20 protein-coding genes and 1 tRNA gene are annotated in these 24,029 nt (G+C 63.6%); 10 read left to right on the top strand and 11 right to left on the bottom strand.

The annotated features are described in order from the left end of the window. From ACPQ6D_RS19515 to ACPQ6D_RS19525, 3 genes are all read left to right on the top strand, one after another. A partial coding sequence (locus tag ACPQ6D_RS19515) for a uridine kinase family protein (RefSeq protein WP_423226028.1) occupies positions 1-547 on the top strand: 547 nt, incomplete at its 5' end. 95 nt (positions 548-642) lie between these two features. Next, entirely contained in the window at positions 643-1,611 is a 969-nt protein-coding gene (locus ACPQ6D_RS19520; protein WP_423226029.1) for a tyrosine-type recombinase/integrase, read from the top strand. 30 nt (positions 1,612-1,641) lie between these two features. Beyond that, positions 1,642-3,513, top strand: a complete 1,872-nt coding sequence (locus tag ACPQ6D_RS19525) for an ABC transporter ATP-binding protein (RefSeq protein WP_423226030.1) — start codon at positions 1,642-1,644, stop codon at positions 3,511-3,513. Between the two features lie 159 nt (positions 3,514-3,672). Here the strand turns inward: ACPQ6D_RS19525 and ACPQ6D_RS19530 are convergent, their stop codons facing one another. Together ACPQ6D_RS19530 and ACPQ6D_RS19535 are read right to left on the bottom strand one after the other, a co-directional pair. Beyond that, positions 3,673-5,088, bottom strand: a complete 1,416-nt coding sequence (locus ACPQ6D_RS19530; protein ID WP_423226031.1) for a Kelch repeat-containing protein — start codon at positions 5,086-5,088, stop codon at positions 3,673-3,675. A gap of 104 nt (positions 5,089-5,192) precedes the next feature. Then, positions 5,193-5,265: transfer RNA gene (locus ACPQ6D_RS19535), tRNA-Arg, on the bottom strand. Between the two features lie 187 nt (positions 5,266-5,452). Here ACPQ6D_RS19535 and ACPQ6D_RS19540 point away from each other — a divergent pair. Further along, the gene (locus ACPQ6D_RS19540; RefSeq protein ID WP_423226032.1) at positions 5,453-5,863 is read left to right on the top strand and encodes a CBS domain-containing protein; all 411 of its coding nucleotides are present in this window, start codon (positions 5,453-5,455) and stop codon (positions 5,861-5,863) included. Positions 5,864-5,917: 54 nt separating this feature from the next. On the opposite strand, the gene ACPQ6D_RS19545 is transcribed toward ACPQ6D_RS19540, so the two are convergent. The 7 genes from ACPQ6D_RS19545 to ACPQ6D_RS19575 form a co-directional block, all read right to left on the bottom strand. Then, the gene (locus ACPQ6D_RS19545) at positions 5,918-6,631 is read right to left on the bottom strand and encodes a hypothetical protein (RefSeq protein ID WP_423226033.1); all 714 of its coding nucleotides are present in this window, start codon (positions 6,629-6,631) and stop codon (positions 5,918-5,920) included. Positions 6,632-6,719: 88 nt separating this feature from the next. Continuing rightward, positions 6,720-7,925, bottom strand: coding sequence for a LysM peptidoglycan-binding domain-containing protein (locus ACPQ6D_RS19550; RefSeq protein WP_423226034.1), 1,206 nt, complete (start codon positions 7,923-7,925; stop codon positions 6,720-6,722). A gap of 8 nt (positions 7,926-7,933) precedes the next feature. After that, a complete protein-coding gene (locus ACPQ6D_RS19555; RefSeq protein ID WP_423226035.1) occupies positions 7,934-9,742 on the bottom strand; it encodes a 6-pyruvoyl-tetrahydropterin synthase-related protein in 1,809 nt (602 codons plus the stop codon). Beyond that, the gene (locus tag ACPQ6D_RS19560; protein ID WP_423226036.1) at positions 9,739-10,365 is read right to left on the bottom strand and encodes an NUDIX hydrolase; all 627 of its coding nucleotides are present in this window, start codon (positions 10,363-10,365) and stop codon (positions 9,739-9,741) included. Before ACPQ6D_RS19560 ends, ACPQ6D_RS19555 begins: the two co-directional genes overlap by 4 nt. A gap of 67 nt (positions 10,366-10,432) precedes the next feature. Further along, positions 10,433-12,361 carry a hypothetical protein gene (locus ACPQ6D_RS19565; protein WP_423226037.1) on the bottom strand — a complete coding sequence of 643 codons (1,929 nt, stop codon included), beginning with the start codon at positions 12,359-12,361 and terminating at the stop codon, positions 10,433-10,435. Continuing rightward, on the bottom strand, positions 12,358-13,965 hold the full coding sequence (locus ACPQ6D_RS19570) for a Na+/H+ antiporter (RefSeq protein ID WP_423226038.1): 1,608 nt from the start codon (positions 13,963-13,965) through the stop codon (positions 12,358-12,360). Before ACPQ6D_RS19570 ends, ACPQ6D_RS19565 begins: the two co-directional genes overlap by 4 nt. Positions 13,966-14,048: 83 nt before the next feature. Continuing rightward, positions 14,049-15,590 (bottom strand): hypothetical protein, encoded by a 1,542-nt coding sequence (locus ACPQ6D_RS19575; protein ID WP_423226039.1) that lies wholly within the window; start codon positions 15,588-15,590, stop codon positions 14,049-14,051. A gap of 594 nt (positions 15,591-16,184) precedes the next feature. On the opposite strand from ACPQ6D_RS19575, the gene ACPQ6D_RS19580 reads away from it, so the two are divergent. From ACPQ6D_RS19580 to ACPQ6D_RS19605, 6 genes are all read left to right on the top strand, one after another. Then, positions 16,185-18,011, top strand: a complete 1,827-nt coding sequence (locus ACPQ6D_RS19580; protein ID WP_423226040.1) for a M61 family metallopeptidase — start codon at positions 16,185-16,187, stop codon at positions 18,009-18,011. An 11-nt stretch (positions 18,012-18,022) separates the two neighbouring features. After that, a complete protein-coding gene (locus ACPQ6D_RS19585; RefSeq protein ID WP_423226041.1) occupies positions 18,023-18,652 on the top strand; it encodes a histidine phosphatase family protein in 630 nt (209 codons plus the stop codon). 9 nt (positions 18,653-18,661) lie between these two features. Continuing rightward, positions 18,662-18,961 (top strand): hypothetical protein, encoded by a 300-nt coding sequence (locus tag ACPQ6D_RS19590; protein WP_423226042.1) that lies wholly within the window; start codon positions 18,662-18,664, stop codon positions 18,959-18,961. A 63-nt stretch (positions 18,962-19,024) separates the two neighbouring features. Beyond that, positions 19,025-19,927 (top strand): GNAT family N-acetyltransferase, encoded by a 903-nt coding sequence (locus ACPQ6D_RS19595; RefSeq protein WP_423226043.1) that lies wholly within the window; start codon positions 19,025-19,027, stop codon positions 19,925-19,927. 15 nt (positions 19,928-19,942) lie between these two features. Continuing rightward, complete coding sequence (locus ACPQ6D_RS19600; RefSeq protein WP_423226044.1) at positions 19,943-20,941, top strand: ABC transporter ATP-binding protein; 999 nt, start codon at positions 19,943-19,945, stop codon at positions 20,939-20,941. Between the two features lie 69 nt (positions 20,942-21,010). Then, positions 21,011-21,316 carry a BrnA antitoxin family protein gene (locus tag ACPQ6D_RS19605; RefSeq protein WP_423226045.1) on the top strand — a complete coding sequence of 102 codons (306 nt, stop codon included), beginning with the start codon at positions 21,011-21,013 and terminating at the stop codon, positions 21,314-21,316. An 18-nt stretch (positions 21,317-21,334) separates the two neighbouring features. Here ACPQ6D_RS19605 and ACPQ6D_RS19610 read toward each other — a convergent pair whose 3' ends face one another. After that, entirely contained in the window at positions 21,335-22,801 is a 1,467-nt protein-coding gene (locus ACPQ6D_RS19610) for a RecQ family ATP-dependent DNA helicase (RefSeq protein WP_423226046.1), read from the bottom strand. Between the two features lie 88 nt (positions 22,802-22,889). Next, positions 22,890-23,975: an alpha/beta hydrolase family protein gene (locus ACPQ6D_RS19615; RefSeq protein WP_423226047.1), complete on the bottom strand. Its 1,086-nt coding sequence runs from the start codon at positions 23,973-23,975 to the stop codon at positions 22,890-22,892. Positions 23,976-24,029: the final 54 nt, after the last annotated feature.

The raw sequence follows: 24,029 nt of genomic DNA on the forward strand, positions 1-24,029 counted from the left end.
GGGCCAGCGTGAAGCAGGCAGCACCGTGCGCCTGCCGAACGATGCGGTGATTCTGGCCGAAGGCATTCACGGCTTGAATCCCAACCTGGTGCCGGACATCCCGCCAGAGTGCATTTATCGCATCTATGTCTCAGCCCTGACGCAGCTCAACCTGGACGACCATAACCGCATCCCCACCACGGACACGCGCCTACTGCGCCGCATCGTGCGCGATGCGCAGTACCGCGGGTACACGGCGCAGGCGACGATTCAGCGCTGGGAAAGTGTGCGCAGCGGCGAGACCGCTTACATCTTCCCCTATCAAGAAAACGCCGACGAGATGTTCAATTCCGCGCTGGTCTATGAACTGGCGGTGCTCAAGCCGTTCGTGGAGCCGCTGCTGCTGCAAATTGAAAACGACAGCCTGGAATACATCGAGGCGCGCCGCCTTCTGGCCTTCTTGCAGTGGTTTGAACCGTGCTCGCTCGACCTGGTGCCCGATAATTCGCTGCTGCGTGAGTTCATCGGCGGTTCCAGCCTGCAAGATTTCAGCCTGCTGCCATCCTAAACGATTTTTGCAGGGGGTTGACAAATCGCAGCGAATGGGCTAGAATGACGTTGGATTAAACTACACGAAACATTTGTCACGTGAGGAGGCCGCAGATGCCAGATGTAGAGACCGATGCCATGCAACCCAGTCTCTTTACGCCAGAGGCGCAGATCGCGCCGACCGCGCCGCTTGTCTCCATCCCCGCGCTGAATGCACAATCGTCCCTGGCCGCTGCGATCACCGCCTTCTATCCCTACATGGTGCGCCAGGGATTCGCCGACAATACCATCAAGGCCTTTCAAAGCGACCTGCGTTTGCTCGGACGCCACGTGGGCGCCAACCGATCGCTCAGCAGCCTGGGCACCGAATCCTTGCAGCAGTTCCTGTACTGGTTGGAGCATGAGCGCAAGGTCCCGTGCAGCTCCAAGAGCTACGCGCGGCGCCTGACGACGCTCAAGGTCTTCTTTGCCTGGTTAGCGGCCACGGAGATCATCGCTGGCGATCCGGCTGCGCCGATTATCCACCTGCCCATCAGCACCCCCCTGCCGGTAATTCTGTACGACAACGAGGTCAAACAGATGCTGCAAACCAGTCAAGACTTGCTCTGGCGGCGACACAAGCCTGATGCGCGACCCTATCTCCTCATCAACCTGGTACTGCAAACCGCCATGAAGAAGGGCGAGGCCATGCGCATCAAACTGGAACACCTGGACATGTCTGATCCCCTCGGCCCGGCCGTTTATGTGCGCTATGAAGATCCCCGCTACCACGATAAGGAGCGCAAACTCGGCCTCAGCCCCAAACTGGCTCCACCCGTGCAGCAGTATTTGCGTGAGTATCAGCCCAAAGTGTTTCTCTTTGAATGTACGCCGCGTAATCTGGAGTACGTACTGGGCGACACGGCCAAGGCCGCCGGGCTGACCAAGAACGTCTCATTCGAAAGCCTGCGCTGGACAGCCGCGGTGCGCGACTACCGCACCGGTATGCCGCCCGAACGCCTGCGCCTCAAGATGGGCCTCTCGGAGATTTCCTGGCGCGAAACCGTGGAGAAGATCCGCATCCTGGCCGCGCCGGGGTTGTAAGATGCCGACTCGACCACGCGGAGTGTATCCTTGAATTCATCCAATAGGACGGCGTCTGGCCGGCCGGCGGCTTCGCTGATCGCTCGCTGGCGCAGCCAGGCGCGTGAGTTCTGGCAGGCCCTGCGCAACACGCCGGAAGCGTTTCGCCTGGTGTGGGCGGCCAGCCGCCGTGCAGCCCTGGCGGGAATCGGTCTGATGTTGGTGGCGGCTCTGCTGCCGGCAGCGCAGGCGTGGGTGGGCAAGCTGATCATTGACGCCATCGTCAGCGCCACGCGCCAGGGCATGGAGCCAGTCGCCGGCCTGCGCTTCGTCCTGCCCTACCTTGGGCTGGAGTTCGCTCTGCTGCTGATCAGCTCGACTGCGAGCCAGATGCGCAGCCTTCTCGACCGCATCCTGCAATCGCAGCTCACCAATCATGTCAACAGCCTGATTATCCTCAAGGCGATCAGCCTGGATCTGCAGTTTTTCGAAGATCCGATCTTCTACGATATGCTGCAAAACGCACGCCGCCAGGCGGACACCAGCGCGCTCAATATCGTCAACTCATCCCTGCAGATGATACAGCAGGTCATCACCCTGATCTCCCTGGTCGTCTTGATCGTGCGTTTCAGTCCATGGCTGGCGGTCATCGTCTTTGTGTCGGCCATTCCCGCGTTTCTCTCCCAATCGCAATACGCAGAGCGGGCCTTTCGCGCCATCAGTCGCCGCGCGCCCGAAGCGCGCCTGCTCAATTACCTGGAAATGCTGCTGACAGGCAACGACACGATCAAAGAGGTCAAACTATTTGGGCTGGGCCAGCCGCTGCTCAGGCGCTACCAGGAGCTCTTCACGCAGTTCTACCTGGAGGATCGCGCGATTGCCGAACGGCGCACGCTGGCGGGATTGGGTTGGGGCCTGTTGTCAAACCTGGCCTATTACGGCAGCTATGCGTGGATCGTCCTGCGCACAGTCGCCGGCCAAATTACCCTGGGCGACATGACCATGTTCCTGGGAATCTTCCGCCAATCGCAAAGCTCGATCCGCGGCCTGCTCGACAGCCTGAATCGCCTGTACGAAAGCAACCTGTTTCTCGATAATCTGATGGCCTACCTCAAGCTGCAGCCGCTGCTCACAACGCCGGCCGATGGGCTGACTGCGCCCGCACCCATTTCTCACGGCATTGAGTTTCGCCACGTCTCGTTTCGCTACCCCGGTTCTGACACCGACGTGCTGCGTGATATCAACCTGCACATCCATCCGGGCGAACGCATTGCGCTCGTGGGCCTCAACGGCGCGGGCAAGACGACGCTGATCAAGCTGCTCACGCGGCTGTACGACCCGACGGAAGGAGAGGTGCTGCTCGATGGTGTAGACCTGCGCGCGTACGACCTGACGAGTCTGCACCAGCGCTTTGGCGTCATCTTCCAGGATTTCGTGCGCTACCAGTTCACGGTGCGGGAAAATATCGGCTTCGGCCAGGTGGATGCGCTCGACGATCGCGACCGCATCCAGGCCGCGGCTGATCGCGGCGGCGCCAGCCCGGTCATCGCGAACCTGCCCCAGGGGTATGACACGATGCTAGGACGGCGTTGGGAGAAAGGCCAGGAACTGTCGGGCGGGCAGTGGCAAAAGATCGCGCTGGCGCGCGCGTTCATGCGTAAAGCCGAAGTGCTGGTGTTGGACGAGCCTACGTCCGCCCTGGACGCAGAGGCCGAGTACGAGGTGTTTCGACGCTTCGGCGAGCTGATGGAGGGCCGCATAGCGGTGCTGATCTCGCATCGTTTCTCGACCGTGCGCATGGCAGACCGGATCGTCGTGCTGTCAGCCGGCAAGATTATCGAGCTGGGCAGTCATGCCGAATTGATCCAGTTAGACGGCGCCTATGCGCGCTTATTCAATCTGCAGGCAGAAGGGTATCGCTAGGATGCCCTGGACTTCTGGCTGACTAACTCAAATAAGGCCGCGGATGAACACGGATCGCTGCGGATTCCCTGTTTTCGTTGACCGTAGCGCCGCCGGCATGGATGCCCGACTTGAGGGAGGCTCCTCCATACGCCTCTGCCCCGCGGCTGCGCGCCCGACTCAGCGCGGGCTGGCGGGCAAAAAGGTGCGGAAACCGGCCTGGTACTGTTCGTTGACTTCGGCGTAGTCGCCGCTCCAGCCGCCGACGACGTAGATCATCGGGGAAACGGCCGACACCCCGACCCCGCGCCATTCGCCTCGCCAGGGTGAGACGATGCTCGACCAGGTTTGGGTAAAAGGATCGAACCGTTCCTGGAAATCCACCGCCGCATTGACGCTGCCGCCAAAGGCGTAGAGTGCGCCGCTCTCCACGATCACACCCAAGCCGCTGCGCGGGGTGCTGAGCGGCGCGCCGGTCTCCCACCCACCGTCTGCCACACCACCATCCGCATTCAGCGCCAGGGTATAGACCGTCGGCTGGGGCTGTGCGCCGTTGAAGCCGCCAACGAGGAACAAGCGACCGTTGAGGATAGCCGCGCTTGCCAGCGCGCGCGGCGCTGGCAGCGGTGGGCCGTCGCGCCAGCGGCGCACGGCCGGATCGTAGATCAAAACTGTCGTCGTGACCTGCGTTCCATCCCAACCGCCAAGCAAGAAGAGCATCGAATCGGAGGCGGCCAGGGCATAGGCCGCGGCCGGCGCGGGGAGCGCGGGCGCTTGCCCCCAAGAATCAGCCACGGGATCGTAGCTGAGGACTTCGGCGCTGAGCGCGCCGCCGGTCGTCGTCCCGCCGGGCACATAGACCAGATTCTTCAGCACAACCGCCTGCACGTTGGAGAGCGGCCGAGGCAAATTGGTGCGAGGCTGCCAGTCGTTCCGCTCTGGGTTGTAAACGTCCACCGAATCGGTGATGCCGGTGGGCGTCTCACCGCCGATGGCATAGACCTGACCTCGGAAAGCCACCAGGGCGTGGCGCGCACGCGGCGCAGGCAGCGCGGCGCGCACGCGCCACCGTGCAGCATCTTGACGCGCGGGCAAGCCAGCCTGTGGCATCTCCGCATCGCTGAGCAAGCTCTGACTGGCCGCTTGACTGCGCCCGGCGACTGAACGCATCCAGGGAAATAACAGAGCCAGCGTCACCACCAGCAGACTAACGACCAGGTAGACTCGCTGCCAGCGTCTGATCGGCTGCCTGGGCGCCAGGTCAGGCCGCCATGCCGTTAGCGCAGGCTTCAGCGGCGGCGGCAGCACATCAACTGCAACGCTGTCTGCGATTGCCCCGTCCAGGGCCGTTGGTGAGTCGGTTGGGGCGAGGCTGACCTGGCCAATCTGCACCAGACCGCTGCGAATGGCAACCAGCGTGGCTTCGGTGCGGCTTTGTACATGCAGTTTCTCGAAGATATTGCGCAGGTGGACTTTGACCGTATTGGGGCTGATCACCAGGACGCGCGCGATTTCCTGATTGGTTTTGCCGGTGGCAACCAGGCTCAAAATTTCGATTTCGCGTTCACTCAGTGGAAGTCGTTCGTCGGCTGGCATGATGTTGTGTCCGCCTGGCTGTGCAGGCGCTGTCCTCGCGGCGTATACCCTCGTAAACAAAGAACGTTGGAGCGCGAAGGTGCTCCAACGTTCAACGGATCCAGTACCCCCGGAGGGACTCGAACCCCCAACCTACTGGTTCGAAGCCAGGCGCTCTGTCCATTGAGCTACGAGGGCAAGTCGCGCGATTCTAACACCAGGCATGGGGCCTGTCAAGAATCACTGAATCGCTTGCGGCTATTGACAACTCGTGCACTTCCTGATACACTGATTTTGCCGAGGATCGAGACGTGGTCATTAGGGGCATGGCCTTGCGCCCGCCCCCCAAAGCCTCGAAAGCCCCGGAAAGATGGAGGTACGATCAATGCCCTATCGAACGGTATTGGAGGCCAAGCGCCTCGGAATTTTCAGTTGTCTAGCCAACGATACGCTCGAACTTGCCGCGCGGCGCATTGCCGAGGAAGACATTAGCGGAATGGTCGTCGTTGACAGCCAGGGATTCCTCGCCGGCGTGATCACACGCATTGACCTGCTGCGCGCCTTTGTCAATTCGCCCGAATGGAAAAAAGAACCGGTGAGCGCGTACATGAGTCCTCACGTGATCACGGTGCATCCGGACACGCGCCTGATCGAAGTAGCCCACACCCTGCTGCAGAACCATGTCCATCGCGTGGTTGTTGTGCGCGAAGAGGGCGACAAACAACGTCCCATCGCGGTCATCGGCGACACCGATCTCGTCTACAACATGATGCGGGCATCATCCGAGGATGATTGAGCGTGATCTCAGGCTGACGGATAGGGCTGAGGTGCTCCATCCGTTAGTCTGACGCTATGATTGACTGCCCGTAAGCGCCTTTTTTACGCGCCTACCGCTTGCTTTGACAATGCCACTGACGGCATCCGTGACCACCTCCGCGCTCTTGGCTGCGTCACGGATCACCCCTTTGGTCACCTGCGCCGCGGCATCGCTCACATCGAGGCCGCTGTCAATGGCGCCTGCGCTTGCGCCTTGTACACCGCCCACCATGGCGCCGATCACCGTGGCCCCAGCGCCGATCGCGCCCATGGCCGCATTCAGCGATACGTTGGTGATGCTCTCGGCCGCCTGGCGCGCCGCGGCATCCAAATCACCCTGCGCCGCCATATCGGCCGCGGAGCCAAGATCGCTGACGGCCGAGCGGGTGGCCATCGAGATCGCGTCGCTGGCAATGCTCAAACCCTGGGCAAGGCCGCTGGCGGCGCCCTTGATCCCACCGCCGGTTGCACCCACCGTGCGGGCCGTGGATTCAATCAACTGCCGCGTAGCCGTCCCCGCCGACGAGGCCAGACCGCTGATCGCCTCTTTCGCTTGATCCGCACCCTGGGCCGCTTCACCGCTTGACTGCTCGGCGGCCGCCTGCATGGTGGCCTGCGTGCCTATGACCACACTCTGAGCCAAATCACGCGTCTGTGCCAGACGCTGGTATAGTGCGGCGCTGCGGCGCTTTGCCCGCGCCTGGCTGCTGCTGGAGCCGCCGGCCGGCGTTTGCTTGCTTTCGCTCATAACTCCTCCTCAACCGTTTATGTTCACCCACATTTCCTACAGACAAGATACCATCGGAGTCAAAAAAACTCAAGTTTGAGAAAGCGCATCACTTCCACGTAAAAGCACGTACTTCACTAGGGTCGCTCAGAAAACGAAGCGAACCCAGGGCTGGCAGCGGCGTCGGGGTGACCGGCTGGCCGATCTCAGGCGTCAGCCGCGGTTCAGGCGCATCAACGTGGCCCGCATGGCGCGCCACCACGACCTGCCAGCGCCAGCTCCGTTCGGTCACGTAATCCGCAGGGCGCAGCGCCGGATCCAAGCGCAAACTGGTGCCCTTGACGTGATGTTCCTGGCTCGGGCCGCCTGGCGCCAGCGACCAGACATGCACCACGTACCAGTCTTCTTCGCCCAGGGTGCCAACGGCCGACCAACGCAGCACAACCGGCTCTGCAGCCGCCAGGACAGCATCGGCGGCTGGCCCAAGCAGGATAGGCGCCGCAAACGGCGGGCCTGGAGTGGGGGTTGGGCTGGCGGCCGCCGTGGGAGTGAAGGTCGGCGTCGGCGTACCGCGGGGAATGATCAACACCTGCCCAATGTGCAAGATGGCGTCCGGTTTGAGTTGATTGGCGTCCAGAATGGCGTTGATGGTGGATTTGAACTGGCCGGCAATGCCCAACAGGGTGTCGCCAGATTTGACGCGGTACATCAGGGTCGAGGTGTCCGCGGTGACCGTGGGGGCCGGTGTGCCGCCCAGGGCGAGAGCCTCAGGGTTCATGCCTGCGGTCGGGATCAGCAGGGCTTGCTTGACGCCCAGCCGGTCGCTGGCCTTCAGCTTGTTTGCCGCCAGGATGCTGTCCACAGGCACGCCAAATTTGGCGGCAATGCCCAACAAGGTGTCGCCCGCAACCACGCTGTAATTGAGATAGGCCGGCATGGGTGTAGGCGTCGGTGTCAGTGTTGGTGTAGCCAGCGCCACAGTCCAATTGGGGGAGGGCGTTGCCGTGGTGGTCATCGTCGCGGGATTCAGCAGCTGGTTTCCGCCTGCCGGCATCGGCGCGCCGAGGCTGGTGACGCCAGCAGCCGGCGGGGGCGCTGAGCGCGTCCACCAAAAGGCGATAGCCCCGACAATGAGCACGAGCAGGGCCAGATCAAGCCAGGGAATCTGCCGGCGACGGCGGCGCGCGGTCTGCATGACAGCGCCGCACATGAAGCAGACGCTGGCCTGATCCGCCAGGCGCGTGCCACAGTGCGGGCAGGTGGGGCCTTGCGGCACGGCGGGGAGTGGGGCGTCAACAAAATCCCGGTAGGTCATGCAGCGAATTATAGCCCAGCGGGTGGTTTGAGCAAATGGGGCGCGGCGCCGCGCGGCGCTGGCGCGCGCCGGCCAGGCCGCCACAACCAGGCCACAATCAGCAGGCTCAGGGCGGAGACGATATCTCCGACGCGGCGCGCAGGGGTGGCGCCCATGCGCAGCGTGACATCGTGGGTCCCCGCCGGCAGATCGAAGCCAATCAACCCATAGGGCGCCACCGTCTCGATGGCCGCCGGCTGCCCGTCTACGGCCAGGGTCCAGCCAGGGAAGTTGTAGGTATAGTAGACCAGGCGCACGGGGGTGGCGGCGTCCACGCGCAGGCGACCCGATTGGGCGCCAACGTGGAGCGTCGTCACGGCGCCGGCGCCCTGCACAATGGCCGCCCGCTGCAGCGGCTGCTCCGCCAGGTATTGAGCCAGCAGCGGCGTCTCCGTGAACGATTGCCCGGTGTCCTTCATCACGCCAATCATATCGGGATGCTGGAGCTCAAAGTCCATGATCGCCAGCGGGCTTTCATCGCGTGGGGTGATTGGCGTCCACTGCGGCTGCAAGAAGGTCGCGCTGGCCAAGATGATGAAGAGGGCGAGAGGCGCCAGCGCGGCGCGGCGCTGGGCGGCCGGGCCGGGGTCATGCGGCGCAGCGAGAAGCTGCGCCCCCGCGCCGCCCACAATCGCCAGGCAGAAGGAGGTGAGCGCCAGCATGCGCCAGGGAAATTGGAGCAGATCGGCCAGCGGCAGCAGGCGCCAAAGCGCCGCCGCCGGTGTGAGCATCAGCCCGGCGACGATGACGGCCGAGAGCAGGAAAAAGACGACAATGCCGCGCTGCTGCGCCGCACGGCGCAGCCCAAACCAAACGCCGCCTGCGGCCAGGAGCAGAGGCGCAAGGCCCAACTGGAAGCTCATGCCGTCGCCAGGGCCGTCCACGCTGTACCCAAAGCCCCAGGAATTGGCAAAAAGCTGAAAGAAATAGACCAGGTTGCGTTCCACCTGGTAGCTATCGCGCAGCCAAACGGCTTGACCGATGAAACGCTGCTCAGCCAGCAGCGGGATGAGGAAGATCGCCGCCAGGCCTACCGCCAGCAAACCAGCAGCCAGCACCGAAAACAGGGAAACCCACAGCGTTCGCGCCGCTCGCTCGGCCGGAGGTCGCGTCCTGGCAGCGATTGAGGGCCAGACCAGGCGAAAGAGGAGATACGCGGCCAGCCAGGGCGTAAAAAAGAGCACCACGGCGGTATGGCTGATGAAAAGCGCCGCCAGGCTCAGGCTGGCGGCTGCCAGGCGACGGCGGTCATGCGGTTTGTCCAGCAGCCGCTCCCAGGCCAGGATAATCCAGGGAAACCAGGCCATGGCCCAGAACTCGGCGAGCGCCGCGCGCACGTAGATGTTGACGAAATGGTAGGGCGCGTAGGTGTAGAGCAGACCCGCAATGAAGCCAGCGCCGTTTCCCCACCAGCGGCGCACAAGCAGGAACATGCCGGATGCGCTCAAGAGAAAAGCGAGCAAAAAGGTGGCCTTGACCGCATTGGTCAATCCCAGACCCAAGAGGTGAAAGGCTTCCGCGGTGTAGTAGGCAAAGGGAGCGTAAACCACCCACAGCGGATAGCCGTAGCCCATGGCATGATCAGGCCCCCAGCGCGGCCACCAGGCGCCGTCGCGGATGGCGGCGTCGAACTCAAGCAGGTAGAAGACGCTGTGATGGGCATCGTGCGCGCCAAAGAAGTAGCCGGGCGCCAGCAGGCTGGCCCAGGCTGGCGTCGTCAGGATCAAGAGCCACCCTAACCAGGTCAGGCGTTCACGCGTGGAAGAGGCAGAATTCATGGGTTGCTCAGCAGTTCCTGCGCGACCTCATGGGCGATGGCCCGCCACGCGCCCCAGGCCTCGCGCGGTGGAGGGACGTCGCGTAGGCGCTGGGCAACCCAGGCAAAGCTGCTCAGCGGCAGTTCGCTGAAGCCAGCAACTTCCACCCCATCCGCAGTCAGCGTGCCGCCCGCCTCTTCGCCGTACCACAGATACGTGACGAACGGCACCAGGTGTTCGTGCAGGCGCATCTCGTAACCGATGACGGCCAGGAAGCGCAAATTGTGCAAGGTGAGACCTGTCTCCTCGCGCACTTCGCGATGCAACGCTTCGATGACCCCTTCATGCCAGAAGATGCCGCCGGTGGGCAGACGATAAAAGCCGGGGTAGAGGTCTTTGGTGTGCAACAGGTAATAGCCGTTGGCGCGCCGCAAGCAGACGGCAATCTCGCCGCGGCGATCCAGGGTTTTCACTCGTCGGGTGACAAGGAGGAACTCGTCGGCCGCCAGCGGGTAAAGCCGGCGCTGCGGCTCACCGTAGGCGGCCGCAAGTGCGGCGACTTCCGTCGGGTTAATCAACGCTCCCACATGCGGCCCCCACGCCTCAACCGTGTCACCAACCACTGCCTTCCAAGCGTTAGCCATGAGATTCCTTTTTTCATCAAAGTCGCAGACGGCCGATGACCGCGCGCACGCGTTCAGCGTCTGGCTGCTAACCTACTCTGCGGGCCGGCGCACGCCAGCGCCAGCGTATTACCCAGGCGATCAGCAGCGCGACCACCGAAAGAATGCTCAGCGCCTTCCCCAGCACGCGCACGGGGGTGTCTTCAAAACGCAGGAGCAAGAAGAATTCCCCTGGCTCCAACGGTACGGCAATCTGACCAAACGGAGCGATAATGTCCTTTTCGCTCAACGTCAGCTTGCGCAGTAGGCGTCCCGGCCGGTTGTTGTCGTCAGCATAGAGGTAAGCCGTCCAACCGGGGAAATAGGCCACGTTGAACACCAGCCGCTGATCAGGCTCGCCGCTGTGCACCCAGACCAACTCGTGCGCGCTGCCATGCTCACGCACGTCTACGGCCAGGGTGGCGTTCTGCGGCACGCGGCTGTAATCCACATGCGTCGTCACGGGCCGGCCGTGCACATGGTCTTCGGCCACGGCCGACCAGGTGGGGACGACGTCGGCAAACACGGAGACGCCGGTCATTTCATTGGCCGATTGCTCAAAGCGCATCAGCGCCGCGTAAGAAACCGGGCCCTGCTCTGGGGTTGGCGCTGCCACTTCCACCTGCAGATAAGCATAGCTGCCGAGCAGGATCAAGCCGCACAGGCACAGGGCTACAAAACTGCGCCACCTATTCAACCCTGTCGCGACCTCATCCTTGTCGTCGCCGGCTATGCGCGGCTTGGCAGCGGCCGGCGCCGGCTGCTCAGCCACTAACATGGCCGGCAGAATCGCCAGGCCGACTGCGGTCAGCATCAGGTAGCGCCAGGGGAACTGCGCAAATTTGACGTTGGGCAGGGCCTGCCAGGCCCAGGCCGAAACTGGCAGCATGAGAAAGACAGCCACCGCGGACAAAGCGGCAAAAAACCAGGCTTCCGCGCGTAGATCGGCTGATGTCGTGCGGCCCGGGGAGGCCGCGGGCGCTGGGGTAGGCGTACGGCGAGTCAACGCCGCGGCCAGGCCAAGCACGCTCAGCAGGGTCGGCGCGATGCCGAGTTGAAAGCTCAGGCGATCATCCGGGCCAGGGATGCTGATGCCAAAGCCCCAAGTAGGACTGAAGAGCTGCGACCAATAGATGAAATGATTGAACGGGTTGTAGTATTGGCCATACCACTGCTCACGATTGACAAAGCGGAACTCAGTCAGGGCGGGCAGGCTGAACGCGGCGCTGAGGCCAAAGCCGAGGGCCAGGGCCAGGAGCGGCGTCAGCGACAGGTGCAGCAGGTTGCCCAGCAGCGGCAGGGTGGATGCGGAGGACCAGTCACGCCAGGGCTGCGCGGCGTTAAGGCGGCGCAGCACATGCATCGCCAGGTACGCAGCCAAGACCGAGGCAAAAACGAGCGCCACCAGGTTGCTGGTGAGCATCAATCCGCCAAAGGCGAGGGCGGCAGCCGTCAGCGCGGCCAGCCGCGGGCGGATCACCGTCTCCCGAAAAGCCCACAGGCAGAGGGGCAAGAAGATGAGCGCGACCGATTCGGCCAGCGCGGCGCGAACGTACAGGTCAACCAGGTGGTAGGGGATGTAGATATACGCCACGGCAGCCACCAGGCCTGCACGGCGGCCAGCCCAGCTCGTCACGAAGCCATACATGGCCAGGCCGGAGGCCACGATGCTCAGGCCGAGGACCAACTTGACCGATGCCTCCCAGCCAAAGCCGAGCAGATGAAAGGCCTGACCCAGGTAGGTTGCCAGCGGCGCGTAGACAATCCAAAAAGGATAGCCGTAGCCAAAGGTAAAATCGGGCGCCCAGCGCGGGAAGAAGATGCCGTCCTGCCAGGCGCGGTCAAACTCGAAGAGAAAGTAGACGTTGTGGCGGGCGTCATGCGCGCCCCAGAAGTAGCCAGGTTGGGCAAAAGGGGCCAGGGCCGGCAGCGCCAGCAGCGCCAACGCCGCCAGAGGAAGTAAATAGCCGCGCTTCATAGCGAATCTGCTTCCTGATCGGCCATGCTCGTTTCGACGCCGTCATCTACGGGAGGCAGCGCAGAGGTAGGCGACTCGTTGTTCATCAAGGATGCATCCACTTCGGCGACCAGGGTTTCAAAAACCTCTTCAGACGTGATGCCGTCGCGGCGCAGTCGCATCAGCGCGCTGCGCTGCGCACGCAGGAACTCGCGACGCGCGCTTTCCAGCTCCTCGACCGTCAGCTCGGGATGGCTCTGCTGCAAGATGCGCACGGCATGGGCGATGGTCTCGGCCTGCGCCAGCAGTTCGGGGCGCAGCGTCTCCCAGGCCCGTTCAGAAATGAAGCCATCACGGTAGAGGGTGTCCAGATGATCGGCGGCTGCGCGGAAGCTCATCAAGCGGGCGTGCCGCATCTCGTACTCCGTCTGGGCCGGGTTGCGGGTGACGATACCCAAGCCGCGCAGTAACGGACGCATGGTGGTGCTTTGCCCCAGCAGGGTAAACAGAACCACGCCAAAGGCCATGATGCGCACCAATTCGCGCTGCTCGCCCAGGCTGGCCGGCAGACTGAGGGCCAGGGCCAGGGCGATGGCGCCGCGCAAGCCGCCCCAATTCAACACGTGCAGCCAACGAATGGGGACTGGGTCAGAGATGCGGTTGACAATCCAGCCCAGTGAATAGGTGACCACGGATCGGGCCGCCAATACGGCGGCAATGGCCCAGGCAATCGGCTGCCAATTGCTGAGCAGCGTTGGCACGTTGACCTGCAGGCCAATGAGCAGAAAGACAAAGGAGTTGGCGAGAAAAGCCACGTATTCCCAGAAATTGAAAAGGACGATGCGCGTCGTGGGACTCATGCCCTGGGGGCCGATGTTACCGTTGACCAGGCCGGCCACAACGACCGCCAAAACGCCGCTAAAGTGCAGACGTTCGGCCACCAGGTAGGAGCCGAAGGCCAACACCGTCGTCAACGTCGTTTCGATCAAATAGTCATCCACGCGCGCAATCAGTTGGGCCGTGATCCAGCCCAGGGCCAGCCCAACCACGGCGCCGCCGGCCGACACGCGCACGAAATCGGCCACGCCCTGCACCAGGTCAAAGCGCCCGGTCAGCGCCGTCGCCAGCACCAGGTTGAAGACGACAATGGCCGTGCCGTCATTGAAGAGGCTCTCGCCTTCAACCAGCAGCGCCAGCCGACGCGGCGCGCCCAGGGCGCGGAAGAGCGCCACCACCGCTACAGGGTCGGTGGCAGAGATCAAGGCGCCAAAGACGAGCGCCACCGGCAACGCCAACGGCGTCACCAGACTGAGCGCGCCGCCCACAATGAGGGTTGACAAGAGAACGCCCACCACGGCCATCAGCAGAATGCCGGGCAGGTTACGGCGCAGCTCAGCCAGGTTGATATGGAAAGCGGCTTCGAACACAAGCGGAGGCACCAACAATGCCAGAATCAACTCCGGCGTCATGCTGAGTTCCAGCGGCTGCTGGCTGGTCAAGATCAAGCCAACGATAACCAGCGCCACCGTGTACGGAATGCGCAAGCGCCGCACCATGATCGCCACCAAGGAAGCGACCAAGAGCAGTTCGATGACCAGGGTTTCCGTCGAAATGAAACGTTCCATGTGAATAAATCTACGAATCTATCAAAGCAATAGGATGAATGACCTTCGGCCAAGCGGTTGGCCTGGTTGCCTTGCGCGCCAAGTCAGGGTACGGCCTCGATCGCCGGTAGGCGCGCGCCCGTCTGCCAGTTGTAAAGCCCCCAGGCCAGGTGCAGCGGCGAGGGCGCGGCCGCGTCGATGGCGACGGCAACGGCGCCGGTGTAGACGCTGCCCACGGCCCATTGTGTCATCGGCTGCCCGGCCACCGGCTGCGCATCAGCCTGGCCCCAACGCTGCCCATTGGCATCGAGCACGTGCAGGTAGAGATTATAATCGAAGTCCGGCGGCTGCAGGACCTGCCAGGTCAGTGTCACGCTGACCACCTGCCCTGCCTGAAGCTTGCCCGCGGCGACCATGTCCGCCAAGATGATGCTGCCGTCGCGGCGGCGATCGGTCTCCTGGCCGACGGTGCGGTAGATGGCGAGCGGCGCCGGCCGCGACGGCGGGGGCGTGCGGTGCACCACCAGGCTGGGATAGGCAGCGAGCGCAATCAGGGTCAGGCAGATGCTTAGCAGCGGCCAACTCTGCAGCTGTGGGAAACGGCTGGCGCCGATGGCTGCCAGGATGCACAGCGCCAGGCCGACCAATCCCAGGGTTTGCCAGGGGTACGTCAGGAGGCCGCCCAACGGCAGCGGAATCACGGCCGCGGCCAGCCCCATCAACGCGATGAGCGCCCACGCCCATCGCCACGTCCCCATATGAACCGCTGCGCCGGTGATTGCGCCGCGTTCGGCCGGCCACCAGGCCAAGAGCGCCAGCCCCATCGCCGCCAACCCCAGGGAGTAGTCCAGTTGATCCTGCCAACCCGGTTGGCTGAGACCAAAGCCGGCCGCGGCGCTGAACAGTTGAAAGAGATAGACGGCATGATCGGCGAAAGCGACCGGCACGGCTGCGGATGCGCCCTGCCAGGCGAACCGGCTCAACAGCCCCAGCGCGCCGCCCAGCGCCAGGCTGAGCCAGGTCACGCGGCGCGCACGCCCAGAGGCTGGAGCCATCAGCGCCAGGGGACTGAGCGCCAGCCAACCGAGCAAAGCCAGGCCGGCCTGCGTCCAGGCCAGGGCTGCCATCAGCACGATCACGGTCAGCGTCCGTCCCACGGATAGCTGCGACGCGACGCGGTGCAAGGCCCACGCCAGGCACGGCAGCAAGGCCATGAGGACCACCTCACTCAGCGCGCCGCGCTGATAGGCAGCCGTCAGCGTCGAGGGGAGATAGGCAAAGAGCACGGCGGCGATCAGCGCGGGTCGCGCGCCCCCCACGCGTCGCACGGCCAGGAAAAAGGGCAGCGGCCCGACGACCAGGGCCAAGATCAGGGTGAGCTTGATGGCCGCAGCGGCCCCTAGCGGCAGCCACAGCCGCGCCAGGGCATAGGGCAGCGGCCCTTCGCCGCGCCAGAAGTCGGCTGGCGCGGCCAGGGTGGGCAACCAGCCCCAGCGGCCGTGCGCGGCCAGATCATCGAGATGGTAGACGGGCAAAAATCCGCTGTGGCTTTGAAACCAGCCGGGAGCAGTCAGCGGCGCCCATGCCGGCGCAGTCAGTAGAAAAACGAGCAGGAGCCACCCGCCCGTCGCTTTCACAAAACGCATAGGCAAGGATGATAAATCGAAACGCGCTGGATGTCAAAAGCGTCTGCGAGGCGGGGTGCACTGCAAACTGGCGGCCGTTCGGGCGATTGAGGCTTCGTCGTGAGCTCAGCCGAACGATCGCTGCCACCCCTGCCAGGCTCACCTGTGTGAGCTGCGTTGCGAAACTGAAATACGCCCGCTGCGAGATGCCAGCCTCTGCGGGGCTGTCAGGCCCAATAGGGCCTTCCACCGCGTAGCCCGATCCGTTCACGGTCGGGCGGCGTTCGTTGCGCACACGCCCTCCGGCCACCTTAGTAGTTCCAAATGTGGCCTGGTTTTTGACCACAGAGATCACAAAGAACGCAAAGAAGATGTCAATTTGCGTCTGATCTGCTTTTCTTTGTGTTCACCCACCCCCGCGTATGTTCTTTGCGGTTGGATGTGTGCTGCATTTGGAATTCCTACGGCCACTTCTCACGCTTTGCGGTTCATGGCGGATTGGGGTAGAATGGACGCCATGCTGTGCACGCCCAATCTCGCTGATCGAATGCACGGCGCCGGCTTCTGCTTGAGGCCATCATCCCACTCGACCAAACCCGACGAGACGTACACATCATGCTCCTAACCTATGAGCTTGCGATGCCATCCCCTGTGACCCATCTCTTTCATGTCCGCTTGACCGTAACCGGCCTTGACCAGGCGACGGTCGAGTTTGCCATGCCTACGTGGACGCCTGGCTCCTACCTGGTGCGCGAGTACGCGCGCCATGTGCAGGGTTTTGCCGCCGCGGATGGCGCCGGCCAGGGACGACCGTGGCGCAAGATCAACAAAAACCAGTGGTCAGTAGAAACCGCCGGCGCAGACCGCGTCGCCATCAGCTACCAGGTGTACGCCGGTGAGCTGTCGGTGCGCACCAGCCACCTGGACAGCACGCACGGCTATTTCAACGGCGCGACGGTTTTCATGCGCGTGAACGGCGCCGACCACCTGCCGTGCGAGCTGGTCATTGCGCCCTATCCTGGCTGGCGCATTGACACGCCACTGCCCGCCGTGCCTGGCGCGGCCGATCACCGCTTCCGCGCGGAGAATTTCGACCACCTGATTGATTGCCCCACGGAGATCGGCGCTCATCAAGTGGTTGAATTCGAAGCGCTGGGCAAACCGCATCGCCTCGCGTTCTACGGCCACGGCAACGAAGACTTGGCGCGCCTGGCGGCCGATACGCAGAAAATCGTGGAGACGGCCGGGGCTATCTTCGGCGGCTTGCCGTATGACGATTACCTGTTCATCATTCATGCCGCGGAACAGCGCCGCGGCGGGCTGGAACATCGCAATTCCAGCAGCAACGGCGTGGTGCGCTGGAGTTTTGGGGATGACAAAGAGTATCGCCAGCAGGTCTTGGCGCTGTTGGCGCACGAATTTTTCCACACCTGGAACGTCAAACGCATCATGCCTTCCGTTTTCACGCGCTTTGACTATGATCGAGAAGTTTACACCAGGCTCCTGTGGGTCATGGAGGGTTGGACATCCTATTTCGAGCTGCTCATCCTGCGTCGCGCCGGCCTGTGGACAGCCAGCGCCGTGCTGGAAGAGACGGCCAAGCGCATCTTGCACTTGCAGCAGACGCCTGGCCGCCGCCTACAGAGCGTCGAGATGGCGAGCTTCGACGCCTGGATCAAGTTCTACCGTCCGGACGAAAACACGCAGAACACGTCCATTTCGTATTACAACAAGGGCGCGCTGCTGGGCATGCTGCTTGATCTCCATGTGCGCCAGCACAGCGACGGTCAGTGCAGCCTGGATGAGGTGATGCGCCATCTGTGGCAAGACTATGCGCTGGCCGGCCGCGGCCTGCCTGAAACCGAATTTCAGGCCGTCGTCGAGGCGGCGGCCGGTTACTCCCTGGCTGACTTCTTCGAGCGTTACGTGCGCGGAACGGACGAACTGCCGTTTGACGACTTCCTGGCCTACGCCGGGTTAGAGCTGCGCTTCGGTTATCAGAACGCCAGGCCCGACCAGGCGGATGACGACGCCCCGGCGCCCAAAGCGGGCCTGGGCCTGCGCGTGGAGCAGAAAGAGGGACGCGCGCTGATTGGCGCGGTGTTTGCGGATGACGCCTGCGCGAATGCAGACGTGGCGCCCGGCGACGAACTGCTGGCCCTGGATGGCCTGCGCGTGACCGCATCATCTCTGAACCGGCGCCTGGATGACTACCACCCCGGCGACCAGGTGACGTTGACCTTGTTCCGCCGCGATGAACTGCGACAGGCAGCGGTTGTCTTGGGGACGCGGCCGTTCAACCGCTTACAGGTGCGGCCGGCCGCCGCGGCCACGGATGCACAAAAAGCGCTGTTCAGCCAATGGCTGAATGATTCTTTCCCCGCGGCGGATTTTTCGGTCGCGGGCGAAATCGAACTAGAAGCCGAGAAAGCAAAAACCTGAGCCACAGTCCTATGTCATCTGAACTCACCACCCTCTGGCTGCTGCGCCATGCACAGTCTGAGTGGAACCACGAAGGGCGCTGGCAAGGGCAGGCCGACACCCCGCTGAGCGACCTGGGCCGCCAACAGGCGCACCGCGTCGGCAAACGGCTGCGCCGTTATCCCATTATGCAGATCATCAGCAGCGATGCGCAGCGGGCAATGGAAACGGCGCGGGTTGTCGGTTCCTATTTGCAGCTGGCGCCCGCGTTGCATCCTGGCCTGCGCGAGTCGGACATCGGCGTGTGGGCCGGGCTGACCACGCCTGAGATCAAGGCCCGTTTTCCAGAAGAATGGGCGGCCATGAACGCACGCGCGGATGTGCGCCGCGGCGGCGGTGAAACGTACAGCGAGCTGCGCGCCCGCACCCTGGCCGTGGCGCAGGAGGTGGCGGCGCGCTATCACGGACAGAACATCCTGCTCGTATCGCACGGAGCGTCCATACGCGCGTTGATTTCGGCTGCGCTGGGGCTGGATCTGTTCACCATGCACAACCTGTGGATCGGCGGAAACACCGCGCTCAGCCGCGTGCGCTTTCGCGAAGGACACTTCTATCTCGATCTGCATAACGACACGGCGCACCTGGAAGAAGGGGAGGCGTAGGGATCGGGGATGGCTGTCCTGCTCATCGTCATCGCCAGTGCGCTGATCCTCCTCGGCGTGGCGTATCCGCTGCTGGCGCTGGTGCGCATCAACCGCTTGCTCAACGACAAGGCGCATCGTCCGTCGTCGCGCCAACTGGCAACCCACCTGCTGCTGACGGCCGCGCTGCCGGTCAGCGCGATCTTGGGCGGCGTCGGCCTGCTGACGCCGCGGCTGTGGCAAAACGCCGTCTTCAGCGGCTTGGTCGTCGCCGTGACCGTCATCGCGGCCGGTTGTATTGTCCTGCTCTCGATCCGCCGCCGGGAATAACGACGCACGCGGGATGCGCGGCGCTGGCCCTTGTTTGACTGCCCCCAGCCTGGTAATGCAAACATGCTCGACCTGGATGCGACACCCTTACAAGAGAGCGACCTGCCCGCGGTCGTGACCCTGGTCAACGAAGCGCTGACCCAGGCGCCTTTCAGCGCGCCGGTCACGGTCGAGTCGTTTCGACGGCTCGGCTTATTGAATGAGCAAGGCACGCTGTACGGAGTGGCCCTGCAAAACGACCCGGCCGGTTGGCTGGTCATGCGCAATCGCGACGCCGTGATTGGGTTTGTCCATGCCTGCACGGGTCGCCTAACCGCCACGACGACGCCGGCCGGTTTCATCCGCTTCCTGGTCTTTCCGCCTGGCCGGGTGGATGTGGGCGCGGCGCTGCTGGCCGCGGCGGAGAAATTCCTGCGTGCAGCCGGCGCGCGCACCCTATACGCCTGGCATCCGCAGGCCGGCTATCCGTTCTACCATGCCGGCGTCGGCATCTCCAACGGACAAGATTTCTACGGATTGAGCGCGCTCAGCGAAGCCGGCTACCTGCTCACCGCGCGCGTGCTGAGCTACCAGTGCGTTTTGGGCCAACCGATGCCTGAATACACGCCGGCCATTCGCCTGCGCTGCGTCATGCAGCAGGCCGCGGGCAAGCCCTGGTCGCTGACGGCGTTTCTCCCCGGTGAACCGAAATGGTGCGCGACCGTACGACTGGCCGCGCTGCCTGCGTCGCTGGCCGTCGAAGGCAAGCCGCGCGCGTATCTGCTGGAGGCCACCGTGCAAGAAGATCTGCAGCGACAGGGGATCGGCCGCTGGCTTCTCCAGCGCACGTGCAACGAATTCAGCGCGCGCGGCTGCGCGGCCATCATCGCGCATGCGACTCATCAACAAGCGGCTGCGCAGAGCGTTTTGCTCCAGGCAGGCTTCGAGGAATTGTCCTTTCGAGGCTACACCTTCGAGCGGCAATGAACCGGGTAGGCAACAATGGCTCAAATCAGCGTGCAACATCTGTGCAAATACTACCAGGTTCATCACAAAGAGCCTGGCCTCGCCGGTTCGCTCAAATCGTTCGTGCGTCGGCGCTACGAAATGGTCAAGGCCGTAGACGGCGTCAGTTTTGAAATTCAGGAAGGCGAGATGGTTGGCTTTCTCGGCCCCAACGGCGCGGGCAAGACGACCACGCTGAAAGTGCTGTCCGGGCTGCTCTATCCAACCAGCGGTCAGGCCACGGTGCTCGGCTTCAAGCCGCAGGAGCGGCGCAAGGATTTCCTCAAGCAATTTACCCTGGTTATGGGACAGAAGAATCAACTGCTGTGGGATCTGCCGGCGATCGAGTCCTTCCTGGTCAACCAGGCCATCTACGAGATCGAGGAGAGTCAGTTCAAACGCACGATGGGCGAACTGACCGAGCTGCTTGACCTCAGCCCGCTGCTGACCAAGCAGGTGCGTAAGCTGAGCCTGGGTGAGCGCATGAAGTGCGAGTTGGCCGCGGCGCTCCTGCATCGTCCGCGCGTGCTTTTCCTGGACGAGCCGACCATTGGCCTCGATGTGACCATGCAGGTGAAGATCCGCCAGTTCGTAGCTGAGTACAATCAACGCTACCGCGCCACCGTCATCCTGACCAGCCATTACATGGGCGATGTCACCGCGCTCACGCGGCGCATTGTCCTCATCAACAAAGGCCAGACCTATTTCGACGGCGACCTGCGCGGGCTGGTGGAGAAGGTGGCGCCCTACAAGCTCCTGCACGTGATTTTCCGCCAGCCGGTCAGCCGTGAACAACTGCTCGACTTTGGCGAAGTGGAATCGGTGGAAGACATCGAAGCCACGCTGCGTGTGCCGCGTGGACGTACTTCCGAATATGCCGCGCGTCTCCTGGCGGCCTTCCAGGTGGACGACGTCACCATCCAGGAGCCGCCGGTGGAAGACATCATCAGCCAGGTCTTTCAAGAGCAGGCCGCCCTGGTCGCTGCGACGGTGTAAGCGATCCTGGCGGGCCTCGGTTAACCGAAAACGAAATCCGTATCATATCAATGCGTGAGGCTGACAAACATGAGCAACGTTTATTCTTCCGAAACCTTTGACGAACGGGATGAATACCCCCAGATCACGCAGGCTGACCTGGATCGGGCCACATTCCGCGTCGGCCTCAAGCCTGCGCCGCGCAAGCGACGCGTGACGATCTTGTTGGATACTGGACTCGTGGAGTACTTCAAGGCGCAAGCCGGCGAGCGGGGCTATCAGACCCTGATCAACGACGCCCTCCGGCAGTTCATGGAGCAGAACACCCTGGAAGAAGCGCTGCGCCGCATCATCCGCGAGGAGCTGCACCGTGAGGATGCGTCGGTGGGCGCGTGAAGGTTGGCCGCGGGCCGATCAATGCAGCGCGCGGGCGACCCACGCGACGGCGTTGGCCGGGGTGACGCGGCTGCACGCGTCGCAGCAGACAGGGGCGGGCGCGATACGCTGCGGCTCTTCGAAGACCCAGGCCAGCACCCGCCGCGCCGCGGAGACCGGCGCGGCCGGCGGCGCCGCGTCCTGCCGGAAGTAGGCCAGCAGTCCGCGGCGAAAACAGCGCGCCCGCGCCGTCGCCAGGCTGTGCATATCCTCGATCGCTTCCTGCTTGATCTGCAGCGCCTGGGCGGCAGCCTCTGCATCCAGCCCGGCCTGTTCCACAGTTTTCTCCGCCATGAAGCGCAGCAGACCGGTCTCGCGTGGGCGTGTGAAGAGCACAGCCACGGCCGGCTTGCCGTCGCGGCCGGCGCGGCCAAACTCCTGCACGTAGTCTTCCACGGAAGCCGGATGCTGCCAATGCACGACCAGCCGCACATCGGGCACATCCAGTCCCAGGCCAAAGGCGTTAGTGCAGATGACGGCCCGCGCCGGGGGCTGCTCGCGGCCCATGAAGCGCGCCAGCAGGCGCTCACGTTCCTGCGTGCTGCCCATGCGCGCATGATAGAAAGGGAGGTCCATGCCAGCCGCATGCAAGCCGGCTTGCACGAGCTGACCAATCTTGAGCGTTGGCACGAAAATCATGGCGCGGCCGGCGCGCGCTTGACGCAGCAGTTCGGCCAGCATGCGCAAACGGGCTTCATCCTCTGCCAGCGGCAGGCGCAGCAAGGCAATGTTGGGCCGATCCACGCCAGTCACCACGACGCGTGCGTGGGGCACACCGAGCGAAGCGAGGATGCGCCGCTGTGCTTTGGCCCCGGCGGTCGCGGTGAAGGCCAGCACGGGCGGCGCGCCCAGCCGCTGCCGCACCTCGCCCAAGCGGCTGTACGCCGGCCGAAAATCGCGCCCCCAGCGGTCAATGCAGTGCGCCTCGTCCACGACCAGGAACGCGGGATGACCGCCCAGCGCCTGGGCAACCTCGCGCGACCCCACCAGCGCCTCATCAAACCGCTCGGGCGTGGCGAAAAAGAACTTGACCTGTTGGTCACGCAGCGCCTGGTAACGCTGGCGCTTATCGGCCGGCGAGAGGTCGCTGTTGATAAAAGTCGCCGGTATCTGACGCCGCGCCAGGTCGGCGACCTGCTCGCTCATCAACGCCTTGAGGGGCGAGATGACATAGGCGGCGCCTGGGGTCAACAGGGCGGGCAGTTGGAAGCAGAGCGTTTTGCCGGAGCCGGTGGGGCTGACCAGGAGGACCGATTCACCGCGCAGCGCGGCCAGGATAACCTCAAGCTGACCCTCGCGCAGCGAGCGCACGCCCAGGCGGCGCATGGCCCAGCCGAGGTAGCGCGTCACGGCCGGAACCTCGCGACGAACGTCGAGCCAGTGCGCCATGCGCACGGCCATGCGTTCGAGGATGGGCAGCGGCGGGGCTGCAGAGCCTGCGTTCATCCGGGCAGACGACGCGAAAAACAGGCGTTAGCGAGCAAGCTCAACACAGCGCCCTCGCATTGCAAGACTGTCCCCGCCGCCCTCTGCCCTACTCACGCGGCACGCGCAGCATCGCCGGCGGCAGCGGCACATAGTTCTTGACGTATTCATCGAAAAAGGCCAAAGAACGCTGCATCGCCACGCGGAAGTTGGCGGAGATATTGTGATTATCGCCGGCGTACTGGTAAAAAGCGCTCGGCACCCCGGCCTCCTGCAAGGCCGCGTAGAGGCTGGCGGAGAATTCCAGCGGCACCGATTCGTCCTGGGTGCCGTGATGGAGCTGAATGGGACCGGACGCATCGGCCACGTAGTTGATGGGCGAAATCGAATTCCAGAACGCGGCGTTCTGCTGCGGCGTGCCGTAGCGTTCGATCAAATCCTGGCGCCAACGCCGGGCGCGCTGCGGCACGGTCACGGGCACCGGCCGCCGCCAGTTGTACATCATGTCTTCGTAGGAAGCCACTACGCCGCCCCAGATCACGCCCGCGCGGATGTCGTCTGTGGTGACTATGGCGCGCAGGGTGATGTGCCCGCCCATCGAATGACCCCACATACCGATGCGTTCTCGGTCAACGCCAGGATAACGCTTGAGCGAGCTCACCGCGTTGAGCACATCCACGGTGTAATCGGGCGTGCCGTAGCCGCCCGTTGCCACACCTTCTGAGCTGCCGTGGCCGCGGTAGTCGGGCCGAAAGACGATATAGCCCGCGCGGGCGAAATAGTCCACATAGGCCACATAGCGTTCGGTGGTGCGATACTGCTCTGGAGGAATGTATCCATGATTGAAGACAATCACCGGCCAGCCGCTGGCGGGCCGTGCGCCGCGCGGAATCGTCAGCAGCGCATAGATTTTCAGCCCTTCGGAGCGGTACGACGCGACGTAGCGGTTGTAGTTGCTGCCCGCGGCCAACGTCTGTTCGATCGTGATCTCGCTGCCGGGGTAGCGCCGATCGCGCATCACCTCGATCATGAGGGGATGGCGCTGCGCAGGCGCTGACAGGGCGTCGCCAACCGGCAGCCGTTCGCCTGGCGCCAATGCCGCAGCGTTGGCGGCTTGCGCCCAGGACGGCGCGGCCAGCAGCAGCAGCAGAATGAACGCTGTCAGTTTTTTATGTAAAATCGTCGCTCTCGACATTCAATGACTCCAACTTGTGTGTTTCGTTTTCCATCCGCTGAGCGCACAACCGGC

This window comes from Candidatus Amarolinea aalborgensis (assembly GCF_900491745.1).
Lineage (GTDB): Bacteria > Chloroflexota > Anaerolineae > SSC4 > Amarolineaceae > Amarolinea > Amarolinea aalborgensis.